General features: G+C 61.9%; 20 protein-coding genes. 12 read left to right on the top strand and 8 right to left on the bottom strand.

Annotation, left to right across the window (positions count from 1 at the left end; translation table 11 throughout):
• The 5 genes from K8U03_01875 (at position 1) to K8U03_01895 (ending at position 4,527) form a co-directional block, all read left to right on the top strand.
• On the top strand, positions 1 to 426 hold the full coding sequence (locus K8U03_01875; protein ID MCE9603632.1) for a biopolymer transporter ExbD: 426 nt from the start codon (positions 1 to 3) through the stop codon (positions 424 to 426).
• A gap of 42 nt (positions 427 to 468) precedes the next feature.
• Positions 469 to 873, top strand: coding sequence for a biopolymer transporter ExbD (locus K8U03_01880; protein ID MCE9603633.1), 405 nt, complete (start codon positions 469 to 471; stop codon positions 871 to 873).
• Between the two features lies 1 nt (position 874).
• Complete coding sequence (locus K8U03_01885) at positions 875 to 1,393, top strand: hypothetical protein (protein ID MCE9603634.1); 519 nt, start codon at positions 875 to 877, stop codon at positions 1,391 to 1,393.
• 34 nt (positions 1,394 to 1,427) lie between these two features.
• Positions 1,428 to 2,897, top strand: coding sequence for a DUF4159 domain-containing protein (locus K8U03_01890; GenBank protein MCE9603635.1), 1,470 nt, complete (start codon positions 1,428 to 1,430; stop codon positions 2,895 to 2,897).
• A gap of 91 nt (positions 2,898 to 2,988) precedes the next feature.
• The gene (locus tag K8U03_01895) at positions 2,989 to 4,527 is read left to right on the top strand and encodes a tetratricopeptide repeat protein (protein ID MCE9603636.1); all 1,539 of its coding nucleotides are present in this window, start codon (positions 2,989 to 2,991) and stop codon (positions 4,525 to 4,527) included.
• Between the two features lie 84 nt (positions 4,528 to 4,611).
• Here the strand turns inward: K8U03_01895 and K8U03_01900 are convergent, their stop codons facing one another.
• The 4 genes from K8U03_01900 to K8U03_01915 form a co-directional block, all read right to left on the bottom strand.
• Positions 4,612 to 4,752 carry a YHS domain-containing protein gene (locus K8U03_01900; GenBank protein MCE9603637.1) on the bottom strand — a complete coding sequence of 47 codons (141 nt, stop codon included), beginning with the start codon at positions 4,750 to 4,752 and terminating at the stop codon, positions 4,612 to 4,614.
• Between the two features lie 794 nt (positions 4,753 to 5,546).
• On the bottom strand, positions 5,547 to 6,575 hold the full coding sequence (locus K8U03_01905; protein MCE9603638.1) for an alpha/beta hydrolase: 1,029 nt from the start codon (positions 6,573 to 6,575) through the stop codon (positions 5,547 to 5,549).
• Positions 6,576 to 6,694: 119 nt separating this feature from the next.
• The gene (locus K8U03_01910) at positions 6,695 to 8,143 is read right to left on the bottom strand and encodes a neutral/alkaline non-lysosomal ceramidase N-terminal domain-containing protein (protein ID MCE9603639.1); all 1,449 of its coding nucleotides are present in this window, start codon (positions 8,141 to 8,143) and stop codon (positions 6,695 to 6,697) included.
• Between the two features lie 36 nt (positions 8,144 to 8,179).
• Complete coding sequence (locus tag K8U03_01915; protein MCE9603640.1) at positions 8,180 to 9,220, bottom strand: galactose oxidase; 1,041 nt, start codon at positions 9,218 to 9,220, stop codon at positions 8,180 to 8,182.
• A gap of 276 nt (positions 9,221 to 9,496) precedes the next feature.
• On the opposite strand from K8U03_01915, the gene K8U03_01920 reads away from it, so the two are divergent.
• On the top strand, positions 9,497 to 10,477 hold the full coding sequence (locus K8U03_01920) for an amidohydrolase (protein ID MCE9603641.1): 981 nt from the start codon (positions 9,497 to 9,499) through the stop codon (positions 10,475 to 10,477).
• Between the two features lie 7 nt (positions 10,478 to 10,484).
• On the opposite strand, the gene K8U03_01925 is transcribed toward K8U03_01920, so the two are convergent.
• Positions 10,485 to 11,447: a bile acid:sodium symporter family protein gene (locus K8U03_01925; protein MCE9603642.1), complete on the bottom strand. Its 963-nt coding sequence runs from the start codon at positions 11,445 to 11,447 to the stop codon at positions 10,485 to 10,487.
• A gap of 277 nt (positions 11,448 to 11,724) precedes the next feature.
• Between K8U03_01925 and K8U03_01930 the strand changes: the two genes are divergently transcribed.
• Together K8U03_01930 and K8U03_01935 are read left to right on the top strand one after the other, a co-directional pair.
• Complete coding sequence (locus K8U03_01930) at positions 11,725 to 12,657, top strand: SMP-30/gluconolactonase/LRE family protein (protein ID MCE9603643.1); 933 nt, start codon at positions 11,725 to 11,727, stop codon at positions 12,655 to 12,657.
• A gap of 180 nt (positions 12,658 to 12,837) precedes the next feature.
• Positions 12,838 to 13,797 (top strand): hypothetical protein, encoded by a 960-nt coding sequence (locus K8U03_01935; GenBank protein MCE9603644.1) that lies wholly within the window; start codon positions 12,838 to 12,840, stop codon positions 13,795 to 13,797.
• 31 nt (positions 13,798 to 13,828) lie between these two features.
• On the opposite strand, the gene K8U03_01940 is transcribed toward K8U03_01935, so the two are convergent.
• Both K8U03_01940 and K8U03_01945 read right to left on the bottom strand, forming a co-directional pair.
• Positions 13,829 to 14,818, bottom strand: a complete 990-nt coding sequence (locus K8U03_01940; protein ID MCE9603645.1) for an alpha/beta hydrolase — start codon at positions 14,816 to 14,818, stop codon at positions 13,829 to 13,831.
• 36 nt (positions 14,819 to 14,854) lie between these two features.
• Positions 14,855 to 16,264, bottom strand: a complete 1,410-nt coding sequence (locus tag K8U03_01945) for an amidase (GenBank protein ID MCE9603646.1) — start codon at positions 16,262 to 16,264, stop codon at positions 14,855 to 14,857.
• A 230-nt stretch (positions 16,265 to 16,494) separates the two neighbouring features.
• Here K8U03_01945 and K8U03_01950 point away from each other — a divergent pair, with 230 nt between their 5' ends.
• The 4 genes from K8U03_01950 to K8U03_01965 all read left to right on the top strand — a co-directional run bounded on the left by K8U03_01950 (position 16,495) and on the right by K8U03_01965 (position 22,477).
• Positions 16,495 to 17,274, top strand: coding sequence for an SDR family oxidoreductase (locus K8U03_01950; protein MCE9603647.1), 780 nt, complete (start codon positions 16,495 to 16,497; stop codon positions 17,272 to 17,274).
• 52 nt (positions 17,275 to 17,326) lie between these two features.
• Positions 17,327 to 18,385: an SMP-30/gluconolactonase/LRE family protein gene (locus K8U03_01955; GenBank protein MCE9603648.1), complete on the top strand. Its 1,059-nt coding sequence runs from the start codon at positions 17,327 to 17,329 to the stop codon at positions 18,383 to 18,385.
• A 162-nt stretch (positions 18,386 to 18,547) separates the two neighbouring features.
• Positions 18,548 to 21,193: a DUF1592 domain-containing protein gene (locus K8U03_01960; GenBank protein MCE9603649.1), complete on the top strand. Its 2,646-nt coding sequence runs from the start codon at positions 18,548 to 18,550 to the stop codon at positions 21,191 to 21,193.
• A gap of 3 nt (positions 21,194 to 21,196) precedes the next feature.
• Positions 21,197 to 22,477 (top strand): DUF1552 domain-containing protein, encoded by a 1,281-nt coding sequence (locus K8U03_01965; protein MCE9603650.1) that lies wholly within the window; start codon positions 21,197 to 21,199, stop codon positions 22,475 to 22,477.
• Positions 22,478 to 22,510: 33 nt separating this feature from the next.
• Here K8U03_01965 and K8U03_01970 read toward each other — a convergent pair whose 3' ends face one another.
• Positions 22,511 to 23,692 (bottom strand): mandelate racemase/muconate lactonizing enzyme family protein, encoded by a 1,182-nt coding sequence (locus K8U03_01970; GenBank protein ID MCE9603651.1) that lies wholly within the window; start codon positions 23,690 to 23,692, stop codon positions 22,511 to 22,513.
• Between the last annotated feature and the right edge of the window lie 45 nt (positions 23,693 to 23,737).

Raw genomic sequence — 23,737 nt, forward strand, 5'->3', positions numbered from 1 at the left:
ATGAAACTTCGTCGTTCAACCAGCAAGATGCTCATCGAGCCGCCGAGCGTGGCGACGGGAGATATTGCGTTCAATCTGCTCGTGTTTTTCTTGGTCTGCGCATCGACGCAGCCCGACAAAGGCCGGAAGCAAGACATTCCGCGTAGCGACCCGAAGCAACAGACCGAGCAAACTCAAAACATCGAAGTGTCGCTGACGCGCACCACGGCCGAGATCAACGGCAAGAAGAAGACGGCGATGGAGTTCCTACCGGACTTGCGCACCTTGCTGTCGTCGAAGACGAAGCAAGAAGATCGGGTCGTGGTCGTGAAAAGCTCGAAGGATACGCCGTACGATCAATGGATTTTCTACACGGGCCTGATCGGCGATGCCGGCGGGATCGTCACGTTGCAACTCGAAGAAGAACAAACGGTGGTTGCGAATTAGGCTCCGAGCGATCGGGGCGAATCCTTCGCATGCAATCTATCCATGAAAGTTTCACGGCGCTCATTCAAGGTCGAAGTTCCCAGCGTGGCGATGGGCGATATCGCCTTCAACCTGCTGGTGTTCTTCGTCATCTTGGCGAAGGCGCAAGACGATGCCCACTTGCAATGGAACCCCGCCAAGACCACGACGGTCGAAGCGGCGAAGAAGGCGCGCGTCGGCATCGTCGTCGATGTCGATAGCAAGCTTTATTTGAACGGCCACGCGGTCGATCAGATGAGCCTGGCCGATGCCGTGGAGAAAGCGCTCGGTACGGCCGGCAGCGGCGAGCGAACCGTATTATTGAAGATCGATAAACAAGCCCAGGCGCTGACCTTCGAAAAAGTCTTGGAAGCGGTCAGCAAAGCCGGTGGCGAGATCATCCATATTCTCGACAAAAAAGAAGGATAACATGACCAACGCACCGAAAACCGAAGCCCGACCTCCGCGCGGCCTCGCCGGCGATATTCATCGCGCTCGCAGCGGCGCCAACGCCACGGCCGAAGAACTGCGCGAGTTCGTGCGTCAGTTGCGCGGCCGCAGCCCGCAAGAGATGCTGGGCGTCGTCGCGGGCAGCAGCTTGGTGCGCGGCACGGTCGCAGCCTCGGTGATCACGCTGATCTTCATGGTCATCGGCACGCTCTGGCCGTATGCGATGCGAAAGATGAACCCCGTCGTGGCGACGAAGCCTGCGGTCGTTGAAGCGGCTCCCGCCGCTGCAGCCCCGGCCGCGGCGAATCCGGCCGCCGCACCTGCTGCGGGAACGGGTGCAGCTGCCGCGACCCCGGCCTCGGGTTCCGCCGCGTCTGACGCCGGCCCCGGTTCGCCCGATGTTCTCGGGAAGCTCGGCATCGGCGATACGAAGATCTCCGATCCGAAGAAGAACCCCTTGGACAACAGCAAAGACGACTTGCTGAAGGATTTGAAGTGATCCGCACCTACGTCATCGTGCGGGAACGTTCGGCATGAACTCGGCACGTCCTAGTCGACTGAAGCTGGTCTCGATCGTCGCGGCTTACGCGGTGTGGGTCGTGGTCGTCTGCGCTTGGATGGCCCGAGCCATTCCGACGATCATCCGGCTCGGTTTCCTCGGGCTCGAAGGGCGCTTCATTCCCGGCGACACCTTCTACGATATCTTCTTCGGCCTCGCCGGCTTGTGCGGCCTGTGGCTCGTGCGACAAGGTCGCCGGCTGAAAGGGCCCACGCGTTATGCCAAGTACACCTTGGCGTTCCCGCTGTTGTGGCAGGCTTCGGTCTATGCGGCCGATCGATTCGAGTTTGCGATCGTCCGTGCGAAGCTCGCCGACTTCGGCCTTACCGGCCTGTTCGTCGTCGGCCTCGTCTGGATCATCTGGTACGTCGAGCGTCGTTGGAACGAGCGATTCCACCACGGCATCCACTTGGATTCGACGGAGAAGCGGAAGCGAGATTGGAATCCGCTGCATCCCGAAGCTTGGTACTACGGCCGCCACAACGCCAAGCTGCATCAGTCGCTGGCGATCTTGGCGAACTATTCGCTATTGTTTTTCCTCGGCTTCATGCTGTCGAGCCAACTCGGCGGCTGCCAAGAAATCTACGAACTTCCCGCCGGCGGCGGTAAGCACCAGACGATTGCGCAGACGGTGAAGATCCAGAAGGTGATCAAGAAGAAGTTCGTCATCAATCCGTACAGCTCGATCATCATGGCTACGCGGCCGATCGACGACGTGAAATTACAGCTCGTCGAGAAGACGGCCCATAAGTATTCGATCGGCCAAGGCGAGGGAGACGTTTCCGGATACGCCGGCGGCACCGCGATGGGCAAGACGCGCTTCATTCGTCTCGAATACGCCGGCGGCGATTGGGATCAAGACTTCGGCATCGGCGCCGATCTCAATATGTTGATTCAATTCAACGTCCGCACCGGGCAGAAGACGGCCGACCAGACCGAGTCGCGCACCATTTCGCAGCTGGATAACTTCCCGGCCGGTAAGAGCCCGCCGCTGATGTATATGACCGGGCAGCGGTCGATCACGCTCTCGAAGAGCGAAATCAAGACGCTGCGCGAATACTTGTTCGACAAGCAAGGGATGCTGTTCATCGACAACGGCGGCAGCTCGGGCTTCCATAGCCAAGCCTTCGCGATGATGCGGCTGGTGGCGCCGGAGATCGAGCCGGTGAAGGTGCCGCTCGACGACATCATTCACCGCGTCCCTTACCAGATTCCGTTCTTGCCGTATGTCTCGCCGCACGGTGGTCGCGATGCTTGGGGCTGGAAGCTCAACGGTCGTTGGGTTTGCTACTACCATCCCGGCGATATCGGCGATGCTTGGAGCGACGGCCACTCCGGCGTCCGCACCGAAGTTTGGGAAGCGTGTTATCAATTGGGCGTGAACGTGATGGCGTATGCCAACGACGAATACGCCAAGTGGCTCATGGCCCGGATGGGGAAATAACTCTTCCTCGTCGAGCGCCGTTGTGTGTCCGGAAGCTGCCATGATGGTAAAATTCGCATCGGAACCTGATGGAAATTTTAGAGGTGTTGCGATGATTCGTGTCTGTCGAACTTCAGTCTTGGTCGGTCTCTTGCTGGTCGGCTTTGCGTCGGCCGCTCCGGTCGAGGCGTATGCGGCGAAGGGCTATGAAAAGCTCGACGAAATGGCGGTCGATCGCTGGGCGAAGCTCCGCGAAACCGAGCGCTATCAGCTCAACATCGCCGAGAAATACTACCGCGAGCAGAACTGGGCGGTCGCCGCCGGCGAGTACGAAAAGTTCGTCACGCTCTATGAAACGAGCGAGGGCTGCTCCTACGCGCAAATGAAATGGGCCAACTGCCAAGTCAAAATCAAGAAGCTGAACACGGCCGTGAAGGACGGCTATCAAACGGTTATCGACTACTGGCCCGAGTCGGCCGACGCCGTCGCTTGCTCCTATCTGATCGGCCGCACCTATAAGGAAATGGGAGAGATACAGCAGGCCAAGGCCGCGTATCTCAAGCTGCTCGATAAGCACAACGGCGAGATGGTCGCCATCCTCGCGCGACTCGATCTGGCCGACTTGGCCCGCATCGAACAAGACCGCGGTCGGCAAATCGCGTTATTGAAAGAGTTGGTTCACAGTGCGCCGCGCGTCGGCGATGCCGGCCGGCAGATCGGCGAAATCTCGCGGACCTTGGCGATCTTGCTGTTCGAAGACGGTCTCTTCGCCGACGGCGTGGCCTCGATGGGCACTACCTGGAAAGAGCCCGAGCTCTCGTATTACCTGTGGCTCTACGTGCGCGAACCGCTCGGGCGTCTGATCGCGGTTCCCGAAACGAAGGACCGAGGAATCAAGGTCGCCGACGACGCGATCGCGTACTTCATCCAACAGCAACCGCAAGCGCCGAAAGACGACGCCGAGCGCGCTCGCGCCAAGTCGATGGCCTACTACGCGGCCGACATGCATCAGTATGCCGGACGCCAGGCCGAAGCCGGCATGATGTACGACAAGCTGTTGGCCCAGTACGGCAACGACGACGAAGTGCTCGCGCGCTATGCCGCGTATCTCAAGACCCAAAACCGACGCGACGATGCCCGCAAGGCCTACGGCCGGATGAAGAACCAAATCGAAGGGCAGCATCAAGTCGCCTATTCGTATCGCGAAGAGAGCAAGCCGCTGCTGGCCGTGCCGATCTACCAAGACCTGCTCACGAAGGATGCCGCCAACGCCCCGCGCTGGCAGTACAGCCTGGCCGAAGTCTATCGCGACGGGGGCAAATACAAGGAAGCGATCGCCTCGTTCCAACAATGCGACAACTTCCCGACGAACCTACAGCAGATCGGCGGCTGCTATCGGGCTCTCAACCAGTTCCGCGAAGCGATCGGCATCTACACGCAGATCGTCGGCGGGTACGAAGCCTCGGCTTCTTGGGCTCTACTGCAGATCGGCTACACGCAAGAGCAAGCCGGTCAGGCCGAAACCGCGATCAAGACGTTTCAGCAAGTGTGCAAGCGCTATCCGAAGACGGGCGAAGCCAGCCAAGCCCATCAGCACTTGAACAACAAGTATAAGATCATGGTGACGCTCGGCGGTGCGAAAGAAGAATAAGCCGCACGGCCGACAAGCGATCTACCGAAAGAAGCGGGGAGCGTCAGCTCCCCGCTTCTTTTTTACTCCGGTTTTACTTCCGGCTTACTCCTCGCCGCCGCTCTTCGCCTTCTTCGCTTTGCGGGCTTCGTACTCGGCGATGGTCTTCTCCGGCTCGGCTTCGAACAGGTCTTTGCAACCGGTGCAGCAAACGTAGTAGGTCTTCCCCTTGTACGTCAGGGCCATCGTCCCTTGGCCGCCGGTAACGACACACTCGGGGCCGCCGCTCCCTTTGCCGAAGTCGCTGCCGACGCGCGTGTAGCCGATTTCCGCCAGTCGGGCATAGGCGTCTCCTTGCGGAGTCCGTCGTTCGAGCATCACGCTGAGCCGAGCCCCTTCGGCCCGCAGGCGAATCGTCACCCGGCTCGGCCCGCCGTTCTTTTCGGCCGCGTCTGCGTCGTCGGCATCGAACGTCAAAACGCCGTCGTCGCCGAGCGAGCCCGTGTAACCGTGTTGGGTGCCGTCGGCCGATTTCGTATCGAGCCGAAACTTTCCTTTATCGACGAACGAGATCCGGCCTTCGACGAAGTGCTTCCCGGCCGGGGCTGCGAAGTCGATCGAGGCCTTGTCGGCCGCGAACTTCCAATGCCAATCGGCCTGCTCGATCCAGCCCCCTTTGTTGGAGCCCCGTACGACCGAACCGACTCCCTTCCAGATACCGACGAAGTCTTGCAACGGCTCCAACTGCCCGACCGCGGCTTTGCGCTCCGGCGTATCGGCCGTTACGACGACAGGCAGCAGAGCGACGATCAGGGCCGAAGAAATCCAGCTACGCATGAGGCGATACCTAAAAGGGAGGAACGTGAGCGTTTCGGTTGGGCGACGAACAGGGCCGCGGATCGCGAGGCCGATCGTCGAAGCAGGGGGGCGGGGGTTCGGACCGCGCACGGCCGAACTCCGCTCTATTTTAGCAGCGGAGTCGCCGGTTGCATCGGCCAAGTCGAGAATTTCGCGCTCGCGGCTCGAAGCCTATTTCAAGCTTATTTCGGTGGAGCAGGCGGGGCGACGACGATCGGAGCGGTCGAGATTTCCGACTTCACGTCGCGCAAGTAAAGATCCCAGAACTGCTGCATCCGGCCGCTCAACTCGGGCCCGGTCGGAATGCCGTGGCCGGCCCCCTGCATCGGGATCAAGAGAGACACCGTGCCGGCTTGCTTCAAGGCGGCATCGAGCCGTTCGGCGTTCGTGTAGTTCACGCGCGCATCGGCGGTGCCGTGGACGGTCATGATCGGCACCGCTTGCTTCGTCACATACGTGAGCGGCGAGACCGCCTTGGCGACGTCGGCCTTCTCGGCCAAGCTGCCGCCGATCAGCCCGACGACCGCCGGATCGTCTTTCTTCGCGGCTTCGCCCTGCATAAGCGGCGTCGTCAGATCCGAGGGGCCGCAGAAGTTGATGACGCACGTGATCGCACTGCTTACGCCGGAATGCTCGCCGACGTCTCCTTCCAGGTCCTTGTTGCCGGCCGTGAGCCCGAGCAGGGTGACGAGATGTCCTCCGGCCGATCCGCCGGTGGCGCCGATGCGCTCCGGATCGATGTTCAGCTCCTTCGCATGAGCCCGAATCCAACGGATCGCCGCTTTGCAATCGTAGATCTGGGCCGGCCAAATCTTTTCGCCGCTCAGCCGATAACCGACCGAGATCGCCGCATACTTGCCGCTTGCCGCGAGGAAGGCCGCAGGTTGGGCATAACCTTTCCTATCGCCGCCGCTCCAGCCGCCGCCGTGAATGAACACCACGACCGGCACCGGCTTATCGTCCACGCGCTTCTTCGGCAGAAAAATGTCGAGCTGCTGTTTCGGATTGTCGTTGCCCGCATAAGGTTGGTCAAAACGAATGTCGACCGTGCTCTCGAAGGCCTGCTTGATCTCTTCCGTCGGCGTCGGCTTGCGCGTGGCTTCCGCTTGCGGTTTCGCCGGCGCCGCTTGCTGCGCCTCGGCCGAAGCTGTGTGCCCAAGCAAGAGAGCCGTCGCCACGAACAGACGGAATCGCGAGAAGGTCGTTTTCATGGGAAAGGGTCCGTTGAAATTACACGTGTGAGCGATGCAGTTGCGAACCAAACAGTCGAGATCCTATTTCACGCTGCGCCGAGCGTCAAACTCTGCGGTGTCTCCGATCAGTGCCCCATTTACTTCGGCGCGGCATTGCTCGCGGCGGCTCGCTCGGGAGCGACTTGCTTCACGAGCTTGTGAACGGCCGCGGCGATGTTTTCTTCGATCCCGTCTCCCCAGCGAAACGCCGGCCTGCCGTACTCGAAAAGGTTGGAACCCCCTTCGTAGCCCCCTTCGTTCCACACGCGCCGCGACGGAATGTAAGCGATCATGTCGTCGACGTAGCCGAAGACCCACGTGCCCGGCCCGAACTCGCGCTTAAAGCGCAGCGCGTAGTCGACGACCGTCTCGGCTCCCATGCCGACGATGAGCAACTCATCACCCAGCTTCCAAGCGTGCAGCGGATAAGGATAGGCCGCGGGAAACTTTGCGCCGGCATCGAGCAACTGCAACAACCGCGCGGCCCAACGTGCCCGCACCGGGCTCTTGTCTTGCATCGCCGTGTGCAGGTCGCCCCGATCGACGACTTTGAGGTACGGCAAATCGAGCATCTCGAACGTGGTCGCCAGCTTCGGCGAAACCGGCTTGAGCGGCTTGCCGAGCGCTTCTTCGACGCCGACCGCGAGCATGTGCCCATACCGCTCGCAGAGCTCGACGCTTCTTCGCGGCAGGGGGTTCTGGTCGCCGCCGCAGGTGTTGACGAACATCGCCGTCGCGCCGGGATGGCTCTTCTCGAGTTCGAGCTGCGCGAAGCCGGGATAATCGCCGCACCACTTCATGAAGTTGAGCGTCGTCGGATGGCAGGCGTAGCCGAAGAGAATCGCGTCGAGCTTGCCGTCGGGGCGAGTCACGGTCATCACCGGCACCGCATGATCGACGGGCCCGACGAGCGGCGTCCCTTTCGCGATCATCTGCGGAACTTCCGCTTCACGGTTGTTGCGCCGGTTCACGGCGAATGTCGCGCGCCCTTCGCCGGTCTGAATGCGAGCCGGCGCGAGCGCCGCGAGCGCCCGGCCGATCATCTCGACCATCGCCGTTTGCATTTCCGTCGTGTATTCATCGACCAGGGCCACCTGAGCGGCTTCGATCGGATAGTAATCGATCAGGTCGTCGCCGAGCCGAGGGCCGCAGTGGTTGTGCGAAAAGGTAATCATCACCTGCGCTCGTTCGAGCGCGAAGCGTTGCTTGAGCTGCACGAAGACCGGATCGCTGAAAACTTTCGGCACCCCTTGAAAGTCGCTCGTAACGAGCACGGCCCGATTGCCGGCCTCGTCTTCCAGCGCGAGGGCCTTCATCCAGAGGTCGTGCAGCTTGCCGTCGGGGGCGCGCTTCGAGCCGTAGCCGGCCAGCCACACGGACTTCGCCGGCGTAATCACGGCCTTCGCGATACCGACTTTCCAATCGGCCCCCGCGACGGACGCCGACCCTCCCGCAGCGACCAGCAACACCGCTGCAAAACACACGACCCAGCGGAATCTACAGGGCGAGTTCGCGCGAAGCGGGTAGGCATCGAAACCGATATTCATCTTGCGTAACCTCGATAGCTGCGGACGGAGTTCCGTTTACTTCTGTTCGGCTTTCTTTTCGGGCTTCTTTCCTGCGAACCAATCGCGCGGAATGTCGAGCGCCCAAACTTCGTTGCTCAGCGGGCTCGCATGGCCGCCGGCGAGCCAGAGCTTATCTTGGAAGACGAACGCCGAGTGCTCGTGTCGGTCTTTCCACGACGTCGCCGTTTTCAGTTGCGTCCACTCCCGGCCGTCTTGCGAGTGCCAGACGTCCCCCCAATTGCGCGACGGATTGTTCGACCAACCGCCGAGCACCCACATCCGGTCCCGATACACGACCGAAGAGAACCAGAGACGCGGGCTCCACGGCGCGGCAGCGGTCACCTTCGTCCACTGGATGCCGTCTTCCGACGACCAGACATCGTTCGTCGCGTGGTACTTCGGCACGTAGTTGCCGCCGCCGAAGACGTAGATCTTGCCGTTCAACACGACCGCCTGATGATACGCGCGCGGCGACCAGCCGGCATTCGCGGTGGCGAGTTCCCAGGTCTTGCCGTCGGCCGACGACCAGACATCGTTCTTCAGACTCTTCTCGTCGCCGAAGTAATAGTTCTCCGTGCCGCCGAGCAGCCACATCCGGCCTTTGAACTCGACCACGGCGGCCGCGATGCGCGGAGTCCAAGCGGCGTGTTCCGTGGACTGCGTCCATTTCGCGCCGTCCGTCGACGACCAGACCTCGTTGCTCGCGCCGTGTCCTTCGAGTCGGCCGTTGTACCAGCCTCCCATGAACCACATCTTCTTGTCGAAGACGAGCGTCATCGGCAGGTCGCTATGTTTCCAAGGGGCACTCTTTTCGACGAGGTTCCAAGTCTTGCCGTCGGCCGAGTTCCAGACGTCGCGCGGCGGCGCGGCATAGGAATTGAACCAGCCGCCGAAGATCCAGAGCCGATCGCCGAACACGACCTCGCCTTGCGAATCGCGCGCCTGCCATTCGGCCTTCTCGGCGACCTTCACCCAATTCGGAGCCGGCTCTTCCGCCGAGGCCGGAGTCGCGGCGACGACGAAGAGCAGCAGACCAACCCAACTCGCTATGCGCATGTTCATGAATCCGTTTCCGCGACGAGGTATTGCTTCGCCTCCACCGGCGAACGCAATTTATAACCCGCCGACGAACGACGATGCTACAAAAACCTCCTGAATTACCGGCGGCGCAGGATGTCGCAGCACGTTATATCTAGTCTCGCTCATGTCTCCCTTTCCGTTTCCTCTGGGGTCGAGCGCCAGATAAAATCGAAGCTCCGAATCCAAATGCTCGAGCATCAGTACCATCAGTACTGCGATTCGCTACGCCCCTTTCCTCTCCGCTGATTCTTCATGCACTCCCACGCTACTACTCGCCGCGACTTCCTTGCCACGTCTCTCGCTCTCGGCGCCGCCGCTCTCTCGCGGCCGTCGTTCGCCGCCGATCCGGCACCCGACATCGTTAAGTCGAACCCGGCCGAGCCGATCATCGATATTCACCAGCACACGAACTACCACGATCGGACCAACGCTCGTTTGCTGTTTCATCAGCGTGCGATGGGCGCCACGCAAACCATTCTGCTCCCCGCGGGCAGTTCGGTGCGTCGCCCTTCGACGAACGACGGCAAATACAACGGCCTCGGCGGAGTCCGAGCCGGCGGCAACGAGACCGTCGTCGAAATGGCCGCCGCGCATCCGAAAGAGTTTTATTTCGGTGCGAACGAAGTCACCGATCTTCCCGAGGCCCGGAGCGAGATCGAGAAGTATTTGAAGCGCGGCGCCGTGATCATCGGCGAGCAGAAGTTCATGGTCGAGTGCGATTCGCCCGAGAGCCGGATCTTGTACGCGCTCGCCGCCGAGCATCAAGTGCCGATCCTGTTGCACTTCCAGCACGGGACCTACAACCGTGGTTTCGAGCGCTTCGCCACGGTGCTCGAGAAGTTCCCGAAGACGATCTTCATCGGTCATGCGCAAACGTGGTGGGCCAACATCGATAAGAACCACGCCGATCAGTCGGTGTTGTATCCCAAGGGAAAGGTCACTCCCGGCGGACTGACCGATCGCTACTTAACCGACTATCCGAATATGTTCGCCGATATGTCGGCCGGCTCCGGCCTGAACTCCTTGCTGCGCGACGAAGAGCAAACCCGCGAGTTCTTGAAACGTCACCAAGATAAGATTCTCTTCGGCAGCGATTGCAACGACGACGCCGGAAGCGGCAAGACCTGCCAAGGCTCGCAAACGATCGCCGCGATTCGTCGTCTTGCGCCGGAGAGAGCGATCGAGCGCAAGATCCTGTACGAAAACGCCAAGAAACTTTTCCGACTCGCGTAAGAGGGCTTCATCGCGAAGCGGAATCGCCGGTCGGGGTGTTGCGCTTGGTCGAGTGCAGCCGCCACCACGACGCGAGCAGACCGCCGAGAAGATTCTGCATCACCCCGCTGAACACCGCGGGGACCGCGGCGAGGGGTTGCGTGGCGAAGTGCTTCTTCGCGAGCATCGCCGCCATGCCGCCGTTCTGCATGCCGACCTCGATCGACACGGTGCGCGCGATCTCCGTCGAATAGCCGAGCACTTTCGAGACGAGATAGCCGAGGAAGAAGCCGAGCACATGGAGCGCGAAGGCGGCGATCACGAGCTTGCCGAAATTCGCGGCGATCAGATCGGCGCTCGCGGCGACGATCCCCCCGGTAATTAAGCTCAGCGCCACGACGGAGATCGGCGGGCCGAACGGAGCGACCCGCGCCACTCCTTTCGGAAACAGCCAGTTGCACACGACCCCGATGACGACCGGAACCACGACGGCTTGCAACGTCGACACGCATAAGCCCCACGCATCGACCGGCACATACTGACCGGCGAGCGTGCTGCACCATAGCGGTGTAAAGATAAACGCGAGCAGCGTCGATGCCATCGTCAACACGACCGACAGGGCGACGTTCGCGTCGGCAAGAAACGTGATCATGTTCGATGCCAAACCGCCGGGGCAACTCGCCACGAGGATCAATCCCACGGCGAAGCCCGGCTCCAACTGCAATATCCAAGCTACGAACCAGCCGATGAGCGGCATCAGCGTATACTGCGAGGCGAAACCGAGCGCCACCGAACTCGGCATCTTGAGGATGCCGCGAAAGTCGTCGATGCTCAAAGTCAGCCCCATGCCGAGCATGGAGACGCTCAGCGCCCAGACGATCCATTGGCCCGCGAACCAGAGGAGCATGTCGGGCCGATAATAGCCGACGACCGCCGTAGCGAGGAGCCAAACGGGATACAAGTTCGTGAACCAGCCCAAGAGGCGATAGATCATAGAGACCGGAAAAGGTTGAGTTTCGGATGTGGGTTACACGGGACTGGTTGGCACGAGGCGTTCGCGAGGCGGAGTCGCCGCTAGTCTATCGCCGGCGGCTCGCGCCGCAACACAGCCGGCGATATTCACGCAGCCGAACGACTCGAGGCGGCGGATTTCATTCGCACCGGCGCGGCTCCCGTTCTACAATCGCGAAAACTTTCGCCGGCCCGCGCTAGGTCGTACCATGCCGGTCGCTTCGCCCCCTTAAGCTTTCTTACGAAAGTAATTCATCATGCTCTTTCGACTTCGCTCTTACGCGTTCTCGCTCCTTCTTCTCGCCTCCTCCGGCACGGCGCACGCTGCCGAGGCGCTGTGGATCGCCACGCCGCTGACTCCCGAAAACGGGTTCACGACCGGCATCGAAGGCCCGGGCTGCGATGCGGCCGGCAACATCTATGCCGTGAACTTCGAGAAGCAAGGAACGATCGGCAGGACCACGCCGGACGGCAAGACCGAGATCTTCGTCCAGTTGCCCCAACTCGGCCCGAAGAAGACGCAAAGCGTCGGCAACGGCATCGTCTTCGATCGGGCCGGCATGATGTACGTGGCCGACTACGTCAACCATAACGTTCTTCGCGTCGATCCGAAGACGCGCGAAGTCACGGTCTTCGGGCACGACGATAGCTTCAGTCAGCCGAACGACGTCGCCATCGGACCCGACGATGTGATCTTCTGCGCCGATCCGAATTGGGGCACCAGCGCCGGGCAGATCTTTCGCGTCGATCGGAGCGGCACGATCACGCGCGTGGCCGAGAAACAAGGAACCACGAACGGCATCGAAGTAAGTCCCGACGGCAAGTGGCTCTACACGAACGAGAGCGTGCAGCGCGGCGTGTGGGCCTTTCCGATCTCGGCCGACGGCAAACTCGGCGAGCGTAAACTGGTGAAACAGTTCGAGGGCTTCGGCTTCGACGGCATGCGTTGCGACGTCGACGGCAATCTCTACGTCACGCGCCACGGCAAAGGAACGGTCGTCGTGCTCTCGCCGCAGGGGGAAGTGCTACACGAAGTCGACGTGCTCGGCAAGTCGCCGAGCAACATCTGCTTCGGCGGACCCGACGGCCGGACGGCTTATGTCACGGAAGTCGAACACCGGCGGCTGGTTTCGTTCCGCACCGATCGGCCCGGCTTGGCTTGGCAACGGTGGCAGGAAAGCAAGAAGTAAGCGCGAAGAAGTAAACAGATCGGCGATCTGTCTATTCGCCGTAAGCAGTCGGTAGATCGGCGGAAAGTCGTCGTTCAAACGGCAATCTGCTTGCTGCCGCCTCGCCGCTTCACTATCAATGGGGAATCCACACCGGCCTCGCCCCTCGCTCGCCCACCGCTCTTTCCAAGGAACTCAGTCATGAAATTCCATTTACGTTTCGGGTTGCTATCGACCGCATTACTATTGTCCGCCATGTCGCTGACCGCCACGTCGCTAATGGCCGACGAACCGAAGCCGGCCGCGAAATCGCGCGACGGCGCGACTAAGCCGAGCGAAGCCGCCCCGAGCGGCGAGCGCAAGCCGAACGCCGAGGCTCCGCGCGGCGAGCGACAAACCGACGGCCGACGAGGCGGGGCACGCTCCCTGTTTCCCGACGAGGTGAAGCTCACCGCCGAGCAACTCACGAAGCTCGAAGAACTGCAAACCAAAATCAATACGCAAGCTACCGAACTCTCGAAAAAGCGCGACGCGATTTTGACCGACGAACAGAGGACGGCTCGCGACGGAGCGTATAAGAAGATGCGCGAAGGAAACCTGAGCCGCCAAGAGGCCGCCGATCTGATCGCTACGGCAGTGAAGCCGACCGCCGAGCAAAAAACCAAGCTCGATGCGGTCGAAGAAGAGGCCAGGAAACTCCGCGGCGATGCCGAGACGCAACGACTGGCGCTCCTCACCCCCGAGCAGAAGACGACGTATCGCAAGGTGCAGGCGACCCGCGATTTGGAGCGCATGTTTGCTATGCCGGGTGACTTTACCTTGACCGATGAGCAGAAGAAGGGCTTGAAGACGCTGCAAGACGAACTCATCGGCGAGCTTACGGCTGCGACCGAAAAGCGCGACGTGATTCTTACCGACGAACGCAAGGCCGCTCGCGAGGCGGCGTATAAAGATATTCGTGAAAACAACAAGGATCGCCAAGCCGCGGCGGAAGCGCTCGATGCTGCTTTGAAGTTAACCGATGCCGAGAAGTCGGAGCTGAGCGCCAGCGAGCAAAAGTTGAACGAGCTACGGCAGAAGATCCAGGAGCGGAAGCTTGCGCTGCTCACGGCGGAGCAGAAGCAAGAGTTCGAAAAGAAATTCGGCTCACGCTCGCGCTAAACGCGACTTGTCCCGAAAGGCTCCCCTAAGTTCACTGCTTCTCAAGCTGCCTCACGACGAACTCCGCGGCCGCATGGTATGCCTCGACGACCTTCTTCCGGTCGGCGTTGGGGAGCCCGTGCTCGGCTCCTGCGAAGCGGATGAGGCGATGTTCGACGCCGTGCCGCGCGAGTTGTTCGGTCATCCGTACCGACGACTCGAACGGCACGTCGGTATCGGCCTCGCCGTGCAGCATGATCGTCGGCGGATAGTCGGGCGTCACGTTTCGTTCAGGCACAAATGGCGTAAACATCGCCGACTGCTCGCGCGGATTCCAGCCGGTGACGGTTTCGGCCCAAGTGCCGGAGCGGCGCGCATATTGATACACGGCGCCGCCGTCTCCTTTGCGCTCCCGCGCATCCGAGACCGGCGGACCGAGCGCTACTTTCGCCGCTTCTTCCGGCGATGTTTTCTGCGCGGCGTTGTGGCACGCGTGCTTGCTCGCTTCAAACGTCCACGGGCCGCCGAGGTCGCCGTAACCCCACAACGAGACCAGCGCCACCGGCCTCGGGTTCACCCGATAGCCCGTGACGAACGTCAAGTATCCTCCCGCCGAACCTCCGCAAACCGCGACCCGTTTCGGGTCGGCGGCGAACAGTTCCGGACCGGAAGCACGGACCCATCGAAACGCGTCGGTCACGTCGTCGACGATCGCGGGGAGTTTGGTTTCCGGAGCGAGGCGATAATCGATGGAAACGATCGCATAACCGCGCGGCAGAAACTCTTCGCGCATCCAATTCGGCACTCCGGTTCGGTAGCCGTTGATCAACGCCCCGCCGTGAATCCAAACGACGACCGGCCGCGGCGTCTTCGTTTTCTCGCGCATCAGCACATCGGCCTTGATCTCCAACGTGCCGACCTGCTTATAGACGAACGTCTCCAGCAGAAAGTCGGGCTTTGTCGCGACGGGCTTTTCCTGCGCCGCGGCGTGTGACGTCAAACTCGCGAGCACGATCGGTAACGAGAGAAAACGGAGATGCATGACGCAGACCTCGGTTAAGAAAATGAGCCGCCAGTTTTAGGAAAGTTCGGGACGTCGCTCGGCCCAGGGTTGGATTTGCTCCCAAGCCCGCGCGGCTTGCAGAACCACGGCATCGGCGAAGCGCCGACCGACGATCTGCAAGCCGACCGGCAAGCCGGCCCGAGTTCGACCGCACGGCACGCTGATCGCCGGTTGGCCCGTCAGGTTGAAGCCATACGTGAACGGGCTCCAGCGCAACTCGGCCCCGTCGACGCCGGCCGGCAGCTCCGGTCGATTTCGACCGATCACGAACGGCGGCACCGCCACGGTCGGCGTCACCAGCAGATCGAAGCGCTCGAAGACGGCACGCGTTTGTTGCCACACGCCGTTGCGCTCGACGAGCGCGTTCACGTAGTCGACGGCCGAGAGCTTCAGCCCCCGCTCGGCGACCGGCACGAGGCCCGGATCGAGCAAGTTTTTCTTTTCGGCGAAACCATTCGCCACGCGCGCCCCGATGCCGCCGTAGAAGAACACGGTCCAACAGTCGTAAGGGTCTTTCCATTTCAACTCGACTTCTTCGACCGTCGCTCCTGCTGCGGCTAAGTGACGAGCCGCATCGGCACACAGCGCCGCAACTTCGGGCTCGACCCAGGCGTAGCCGAGGTCGTCGCTATAGGCGATGCGCAAGCCGCGAATCCCCGCGTCGAGCTGCGCAAGATAATCGCGCGGCGCAGCGGGGAGCGAGTTCGGGTCTCGTTCGTCGGGACCGGCGAGGACCTCCAACGTCAGAGCGGCGTCGGCCACGGTGCGCGTCAACGGGCCGGTATGCCGCAACGAGTCGACGCCGGTCGCGGGATAATTCGGCACGCGCCCGAACGACGGTTTCAGGCCGACGAGCTCGCAGAACGAAGCGGGAATGCGAAGCGAACCGCCGCCGTCGGTGCCGATGCCGATCGGCCCTAGGCCGGCTGCAACCGCACTTGCGCCGCCGCCGCTGCTGCCGCCGGGCGTAAGCTCCGTGTTCCACGGATTGCGCGTAACGCCGAACACGCGGTTCTCGGTGACTCCCTTCCAACCGAACTCCGGCGTATTCGTTTGGCCGAGCAAGATTGCGCCGGCGCGGCGCATCCGCTCGACGCTCGGGGCGTCTTCGGCGGCGATATTGTTTTCGAAGAGCTTCGAGCCGGAAGTCGTGCGCACACCCTTGGTCGGCAGCAAGTCTTTAATCGAGACCGGCACGCCGTGCAACGGGCCGAGCTTGTCGCCGCGCATCACGGCCGCTTCCGCTTCGCGCGCCGAGCGCAAGGCTGCGTCGGCGGTGAGCGTGCAAAAGGCATTCAGCCGCGGGTTGAGTCGTTCGATCCGTTCGAGCACCGTCTTCACGACCTCGACCGGCGAGACTTGCTTCTCCCGCACCGCCGCGGCCAACTCGACCGCCGATAAGTAACAAAGCTCTTCGGCGTTCATCGTGTTCTTTCGCTGCGACCGAGGGCGAAGTCATGACGAAAGTGTAAGTGACGCGAAGCGACGACGCAAAGTCGGCCGGCGAACCAAGATTCTCCTCGAAAGATCGTTCGCAACGCATCGACGACCGTGAAAATCATTGAACCCGACCGTCGCTTTAGTTAGGGTGTCGAGTTCCTAGCTGGTGCCGAACCAGATCTGCCGTCGAAGATTTCCGTGGAAAGCCGATGCCGATGAATGTTCTCGACTCGTTTCGTCTCGATGGTCGCCGCGCGGTCGTTACCGGCGGGTCGCGCGGCTTGGGGCTGGAGATGGCTCGCGCGCTCGGTCAAGCCGGCGCCGAGTTGGTGCTCGTCGGCAGAGACGAAGAGCATTTGAAACAAGCGCGCGAGGTTCTTACAAGCGAAGGGCTGCGCGTCTCGACCGTGGCTGCCGATCTCGGGGTGCCCGACGAGGCCGAGCGGTTGTGCGAGCGGCTGCTGCGCGAGTTCGATCCGATCGACATTCTGGTGAACAACGTCGGCGGCCGGCGCATCAACATCCCGACGGAAGACTTGCCGCTGGCCGACTGGCAAAAGATCATCGATTTGAATCTGACCCATGCGTTTCTCTGCACGAAGCTCCTCGGCGGCGCGATGCTGAAACGCCGGCGCGGCCGAATCATCAACGTCTCTTCGATCTCCGGTATGTGGGCCGGCCGGGCGATGCGCGGACGGGCGTACGAGACATCAAAGGCCGCTCTGACGATGTTCACCAAGGCCGTCGCCGCCGATTGGGCGCAGTACGGCGTCACGGTGAACGCCATCGCGCCGGGCCCCTTTCTCACCGAAGCCAACCGCCGCTGGATCGGCGAGCGGCCGGAGTTTAAGAGCGAGGTCGAGGCGCTGATTCCGATGGCTCGTTGGGGCGAGCCGCACGAGATCGGCGGCCTGGCCGTGTATCTCGCGAGCGACGCGTCGAGCTTTATGACCGGTTCGGTCGTCGTGATCGACGGCGGCAAATTACTTTGGTAGCGTGACGACCACTTCTTTCAGCCGACTTGAAATTTCGCCTTGAGGTAACATGATGAAAAACCACGGTTACGCATTCTCGATCGTTTGCCTAGTGCTCTTCCGCTCGGCCCTCGTCTCGGCCGAAGTTCCGGCACCGACCGGCGACACGATCGTCGCCCCCGATGCGAAGTGGGAGTTGCTCTACACGCGCACTGCGAACATCAAAGGGGGCCTGACGGAAGGGCCGGCCGTCGCTCCGGACGGCAGCATCTACTTCTCCGACATTCCTTTCGGCCACGACCGGGGGCTGATCGTGCGCTTCGATCCGAAGCTCAAGCAAAACACGATCTTCAGTGAAGACAGCGGCAAGTCGAATGGCCTCGTCTTCGATCTCCAAGGTCGGCTGCTGGCTTGCGAAGGAGCCGGCCAGGGAGGGCGTTGCGTTAGTCGTTGGGACATCAAGCAGAAGACGAAGACCTCGGTCGTCGACGGCATCAACGGCAAACGCTTCAACGCCCCGAACGATATCTGCATCGATCGAGACGGCCGCATCTACTTCACCGACCCGAAGTATTTGGGGGACGAGCCGATGGAGCTGAAGCACATGGCCGTGTATTGCATCGAGCCTTCCGGCGCGATTCGCGAAATCACGCACGAAGTCGCCAAGCCGAACGGCCTCGCGATCAGTCCCGACGGCAAGGTGCTCTACGTCGCCGATCACGACAACGGCAGCGTCGACGTCACGAAGCCCGGCCCTCCGAAGGCCGGCGCGATGAAGATCTACGCCTTTCCGCTCGGCGGCAACGGTTCGGTCGACGGACCGCGCCGCACGATCGTCGACTTCGGCGACAAGAAAGGTTGCGATGGGATGACCGTCGATGCCGCAGGCCATGTTTATCTCACGGTTCGCGAGCCGTCGCGGCCGGGCATCATGGTCGTCGACGGCGACGGCAAGGAAATCGCCTTCATTCCGACCGGCGCTGCGAACCAGTCGGGCGAGGCCGTGGTCGGCCTGCCGAGCAACGTCGAGTTCGGCATCGGCGAAGAAGCGAACGTACTCTACGCGACGATCGATCTGAGCCTCGCGCGCATCCCGCTCAAGGCCCGTGGATTCCATGTGCAGTACCCGTAGCGAAAACGGCGGTAAACCATCGTTTCTACGGCAAATACGGTGAAAACGGACTCGGCATTCGACGTCCGCCGGGGGCTGCTATAATAGGTTTCTCGCAGCGCCTCATTCGACTTTGCGCCGCGCTCGACTTCCCGCCACCGCCCCCCCAGCCGTGAACTTTCGATGAAGCACCGGTTGCTCTACGCTCTTGCCTTGGCATCGCTTGCGCAAAGTGCCGCCTCGTCGGCCGAGTTGCCGGGGCAGACGCGCAAGTTTATCGAAACGCATTGCAGCGAATGCCACGACGCCGGCACGAAAAAAGGAGGGCTCGATCTCACGGATCTCAAGCCCGACCTGGCGGATCGGGCCGTGCTGCAGCGCTGGGTTTCGGTTCACGACCGCGTGCGCGACGGCGAGATGCCTCCGCCGTCGAAGGAAGGGGCACCGCCGGCGAAAGAGCGCGAGGCGATGCTCAAGGAACTCGCGAACCTGCTGCACGCGGCCGACAACCAGCGGCAGCGAACGGAAGGTCGCGTGCCGATTCGCCGACTCAATCGGACCGAATACGAAAGCACGATGCGCGACTTGTTCTCGATGCCCGGCCTGCAGGTGAAAGACCTGCTGCCGGAAGACGGCCGGGCCGACGGCTTCGATAAGTCGAGCGTCGCGCTCGAAATCTCACCGGTGCAACTGCGGAAGTATCTCGAAGCCGCCGACTACGTGCTTGATGAAGCCATCGCACACGAAGACAAACCGACGGTCTTTCAGCAGCGCTTCCGCCGGATCGGTGGACTGGCGCAGTTCTGCGAATGCTCGTTTCCGATCAAGAATCGCCGCGTCGACATGAGCGTGGTCGAGCGCATCCGTCCGCGCGACGGCACGGTCGGCATTCACATGCGCGATTTCGGCACGCATCTGCAAGCGATGGACTCGCTCGGCATCATCACCCACGCGCGCCCTTCCTACGACTGCTTGGTCGAGAACTTCTCTCCCTTCCACTCCGGCTTCTATCGTCTGCGCACTTCGGTTTGGAGCTTCAACTACAACAAGGGAGAAATCGGGGAGACCGATCGCCTGCAATCGATCGCGCTGACCGCGAACGGTCGCGTGTTGGCATACGTCGACGCCCCTTCGATGCAGCCGCGGACGCATGAGATCGTCGTGTGGTTGAACGAAGCGGACACGGTGGAACTCAACCCGGCGAGCCTGTGGCCGAACTTCAATACCGCTTACAACCACGAAGGCCCCGGCGTGGCGGTCGATTTTTTCGACGTCGAGGGGCCGTTGAACGACATGTGGCCGCCGGCGAGCCATCGGCGGCTGTTCGGTAATCTGCCGATCGCCGAGATTCCGCATGAAAAAGATCGCGAGTATCCGCGCCAACCGGTGAAGCCGATTCGTCGCCCCGGCTTTCGGCCGGATCATACCGACGGCAAGGAGTTTCAGAAGTGGCAACCGATCTGGACGGCGGCCTCGCCCCGACCGAACGACGACGCCCCGCGCTTGCTGCGCGACTTCTTGCCCCGTGCGTTTCGCCGACCGGTCACGGAAGAAGAGCTCGCCGTCTACGTGAAGATCGCGCGGGAGCGAATCGACGCCGGCGACTACTTCGAAAACGCGATGCGCGCCGCGTATCGGGTCGCCCTCTGCTCGCCCGACTTCATCTTCATTCAAGAGCCGCCGGGAGCGAATTCGCCGCAAGATCCGATGTCGCTCGATCAGTATGCGATCGCCGCGCGGCTCTCGTATTTGCTGTGGAATTCGCTGCCCGACGATGAGCTGAAAACGCTCGCCGATAAGCGCCAACTGCATCCGAAAACGATCACGCTGCAAATGGATCGGATGCTCGCCGATCCGCGCTCCAACCGTTTCGTCGACGATTTTCTCGACCAATGGCTCGACCTGCGGAAGATCGACTTCACGAGTCCCGAGGGACGCCTGTATCCGGAGTTCCGGCCCGACTTGCGCGATGCCATGCTCATGGAATCGCGGGCCTACTTCCGCGAGCTGCTCGACCACGATCTTGGGATCGGCCACGCGGTCGACTCGAATTTCCTGATGATCAACCAACGCCTGGCCGAACACTACCGCATCGCCGGCGTCACGGGTTCCGCGATTCGCCGCGTTACCAAGCCTGCGGGGAGCCCCTACGGCGGCTTCGTCACGCAAGCCGCGGTTCTGAAGATCACGGCCAACGGCACGACGACTTCTCCCGTACAGCGCGGCGCATGGGTCATGGATCGCATTCTCGGTCGGCCGGTGAAACCGCCGCCGCCCGACACGCCGGCCGTCGATCCCGACGTGCGCGGCACCACGACGATTCGCGAACAGCTCGACGCCCACCGCAACACGGCGGCTTGCGCCGGTTGCCACGCGAAGATGGATCCGCCGGGTTTTGCGCTCGAAAACTTCGACGTCATCGGCGGTTGGCGCACGCTCTATCGCTTCACCGGCGAGACCGTCACCGATCCGACCTTGCGGCGCGGCAAAGACCCGTTGAAACATGAGTTCCTCGGCGTCTTGCCGAACCAATGGATTCATGTCATGAATAACGTCCGTTTCGGTCTCCCCGTCGATGCGACCGGCACGACGGTCGACGGCCGGAAGTTCAAAGACATCGTCGAGTTCAAACACATTCTGCTCACCGAGGAAGAAGCGATCGCGCGAAATCTCATCGAGCGACTCATCCTCTATGCGACCGGAGCGCGCGTCGGTTTCGCCGATCGCTCCGAAGTCGAATTGATTCTCAATCGGACGCGCGAAAGCCATTTCGGGCTGCGCAGCCTCGTGCATGAAGTCATCAGCACCCAAACATTCCGCCGGAAATAAGCTATGAATTCCCATTCGTCGTCGCCGAATATCTCGAACGGGGTCTCGCGCCGCACGTTTCTCTGCGGCGTCGGCGTTACGCTCGCGCTCCCCGCCTTGGCACGCGCGGCTGAAGCCCCCGCGCCGCGCAGGTTGGTTGCGATCCAAACGAATCAAGGGATCATGCCGCATCTGTTCTTTCCGGAGAAAGCCGGTCGCGATTACGCGCCGTCGCCGTATCTGGAAGTCCTCGCGCCGCTGCGCAAGCAGCTCACCGTCTTCTCCAACGTCTCGCATCCCGGCGTCGACGGCGGACACTCGAACGAAGTTTCCTTCCTCACCGGCGCGCCGCATCCGGCAGGGGCGGGCTTTCGCAACTCCGTGTCGCTCGATCAATTCGCCGCCGAACAACTCGGCAGCCAAACGCGATTCTCCTCGCTCGTGCTCGCCGCCAGCAACTCCGGCGACCGGAGCATGTCGTTCAATCGCTCGGGCGTACTCATCCCGCCGGAGACGAGCCCCGCTGCGCTGTATCGCAAATTGTTCGTGCAAGGGAGCGTGAAGGAAATCGACGCCCGCGTGAACGATCTGCGCTCCGGCCGGAGCTTGCTCGACACCGTCAACGAACGAGCCAAGCGCTTGCAAGCCGGCGCGGCGATCGCCGATCGGCACCGGCTCGATCAATACTTCACCTCGGTTCGCGAACTCGAGCAACAATTGCTGCTGGCCGAAGCTTGGGAACAGAAGCCGAAGCCGAAGGTCGAGATGAAGGAGCCGCCCGAGATGAAGGATCCCGCGCAACTCATCACCCGCCTGCGCACGACGTTGGATCTGGTCAAACTGGCTTTGGAAACCGACTCGACGCGCATCGTGAGCCTGTTCGTCCAGCCGCTCGGCACGCTTACCGAAATTCCCGAGGTCAAGCACGAAACCCATTCGCTCACGCACCACGGCAATCGTCCGGAGATGATCGACGAGCTGCGCAAGATCGAGACCGCGCAATTCACGGCCTTCCGCGACTTCCTCACCGGTTTGCAAGGGGTGAACGAAGCCGGCTCGACGCTGCTCGATCGCAGTTCCGTGCTTTACGGCACATGCATGGGGAACGCCAACGGCCACACCAACAAAGACTGGCCGATGTTGCTCGCCGGCGGCGGCTTCAAGCACGGCGCGCATCTCGCTTTCGCGAAAGACAAGAACGAGCCGCTCGGCCGACTGTTCGTGTCGCTGCTCCAGCGCATGGGAGTCGAAACCGATCGCTTCGCCGGCGCGGGCGGCACCATGCCGGGCCTCGACATGGCGTAGCGCCCCGCGAGCCGACGCGGTGTTCGCAAGAGGTCAATAATCCGAGATCGAGCCGTCGGGCAGCCGGCCGCGCGTCGGCCATTCCTGCGTGTAGGGTTCTTTGGCGAGTTGCGCGAGCACCGCTTCGTCGACTTCGCAGCCGAGCCCCGGCCCTTCGGGAACCGAAGCGTAGCCGTCTTCGACGGTCCATTGCTTCCGGATCAACCCCTTCGGCGTGATGCTCGGGTAGTATTCGTGGATCAGAAACATCGGCACCGCGGCCGAGACGTGCAGGCTCGCCGTCATGCCGAGATCGGTCGTCACGCAATGCGGAGCGATCGGGATTTGGTAGCCTTCGCCGAGCGTGGCGATCTTTCGTAGCTGCGACATGCCTCCCGTGTGGGCGCAGTCGATCTGCAAGATATCGGCTACGCCTTCTTGCAGATAAGGAATGACGTCCCAAATCGTGCGGGCTTGTTCTCCCACCGCGAGCGGAATGCGGATCACTTCCTTGAGCCGCTTAAACACTTCGATGTTTCCCGGCACCGCAGGCTCTTCGATATACAGCAGCTTATACGGCTCGAGCAGCGGCGCGAGTTGCATCAGAAACGGCGGCGGCAGGGCGCAGTGAGCGTCGAACATCAGGAGCCCGTCGGGCCCCAGTTTCTCTCGCGCGCCGGCGACCAGCTTCACGAAGCCATCGAGCTGGGCCGGCGTTCCACCGAAAGGTTGCGCGCCCGCGCCGACTTTCGTTGCTTTGGCCGAGGGGTAGACGGCCACTTTATCGCGGCAAGGGCCTCCCATCAGGCGGTGGATCGGCACGCCCCATAGCTTGCCGGTGATGTCCCACAATGCCATGTCGATGCCGGCGATGACGTGCGTCATAAACGGTCCGCCGCGCATGTCGCGATGCGAGCGAAAGAGCTTCTGCCACAGATACTCGACCCGCGTCGGGTTCTCGCCGTCGAGCAGCCTGAAGAGAGAGTTGACCAAGGCGATCGCGGCGCTGCGATCCAATTGATCGATCTCGCCCCAGCCGACGATTCCCATGTTCGTCTCGATCTTGATGAAGACCTTGGCCTTCGCCGGCGTGGCGGTGAGCTTCGTGATCTTGATCTTCGTGTTGCGATCGACGACGTCGGGCACGGAGCTATCGGCGGCGGCGACTTCGTCGATCAGCATGGCTCCGGCCGCCAAAGGCGCGAGCGAACCGATCATTCGGCGACGAGTCCACATAGTTGCGATTCCTTGAGTGCGATTTGAGTTCGTCGAACGCGTTAC

The sequence above is a fragment of the Planctomycetia bacterium genome (assembly GCA_021413845.1).
GTDB lineage: Bacteria > Planctomycetota > Planctomycetia > Pirellulales > PNKZ01 > PNKZ01.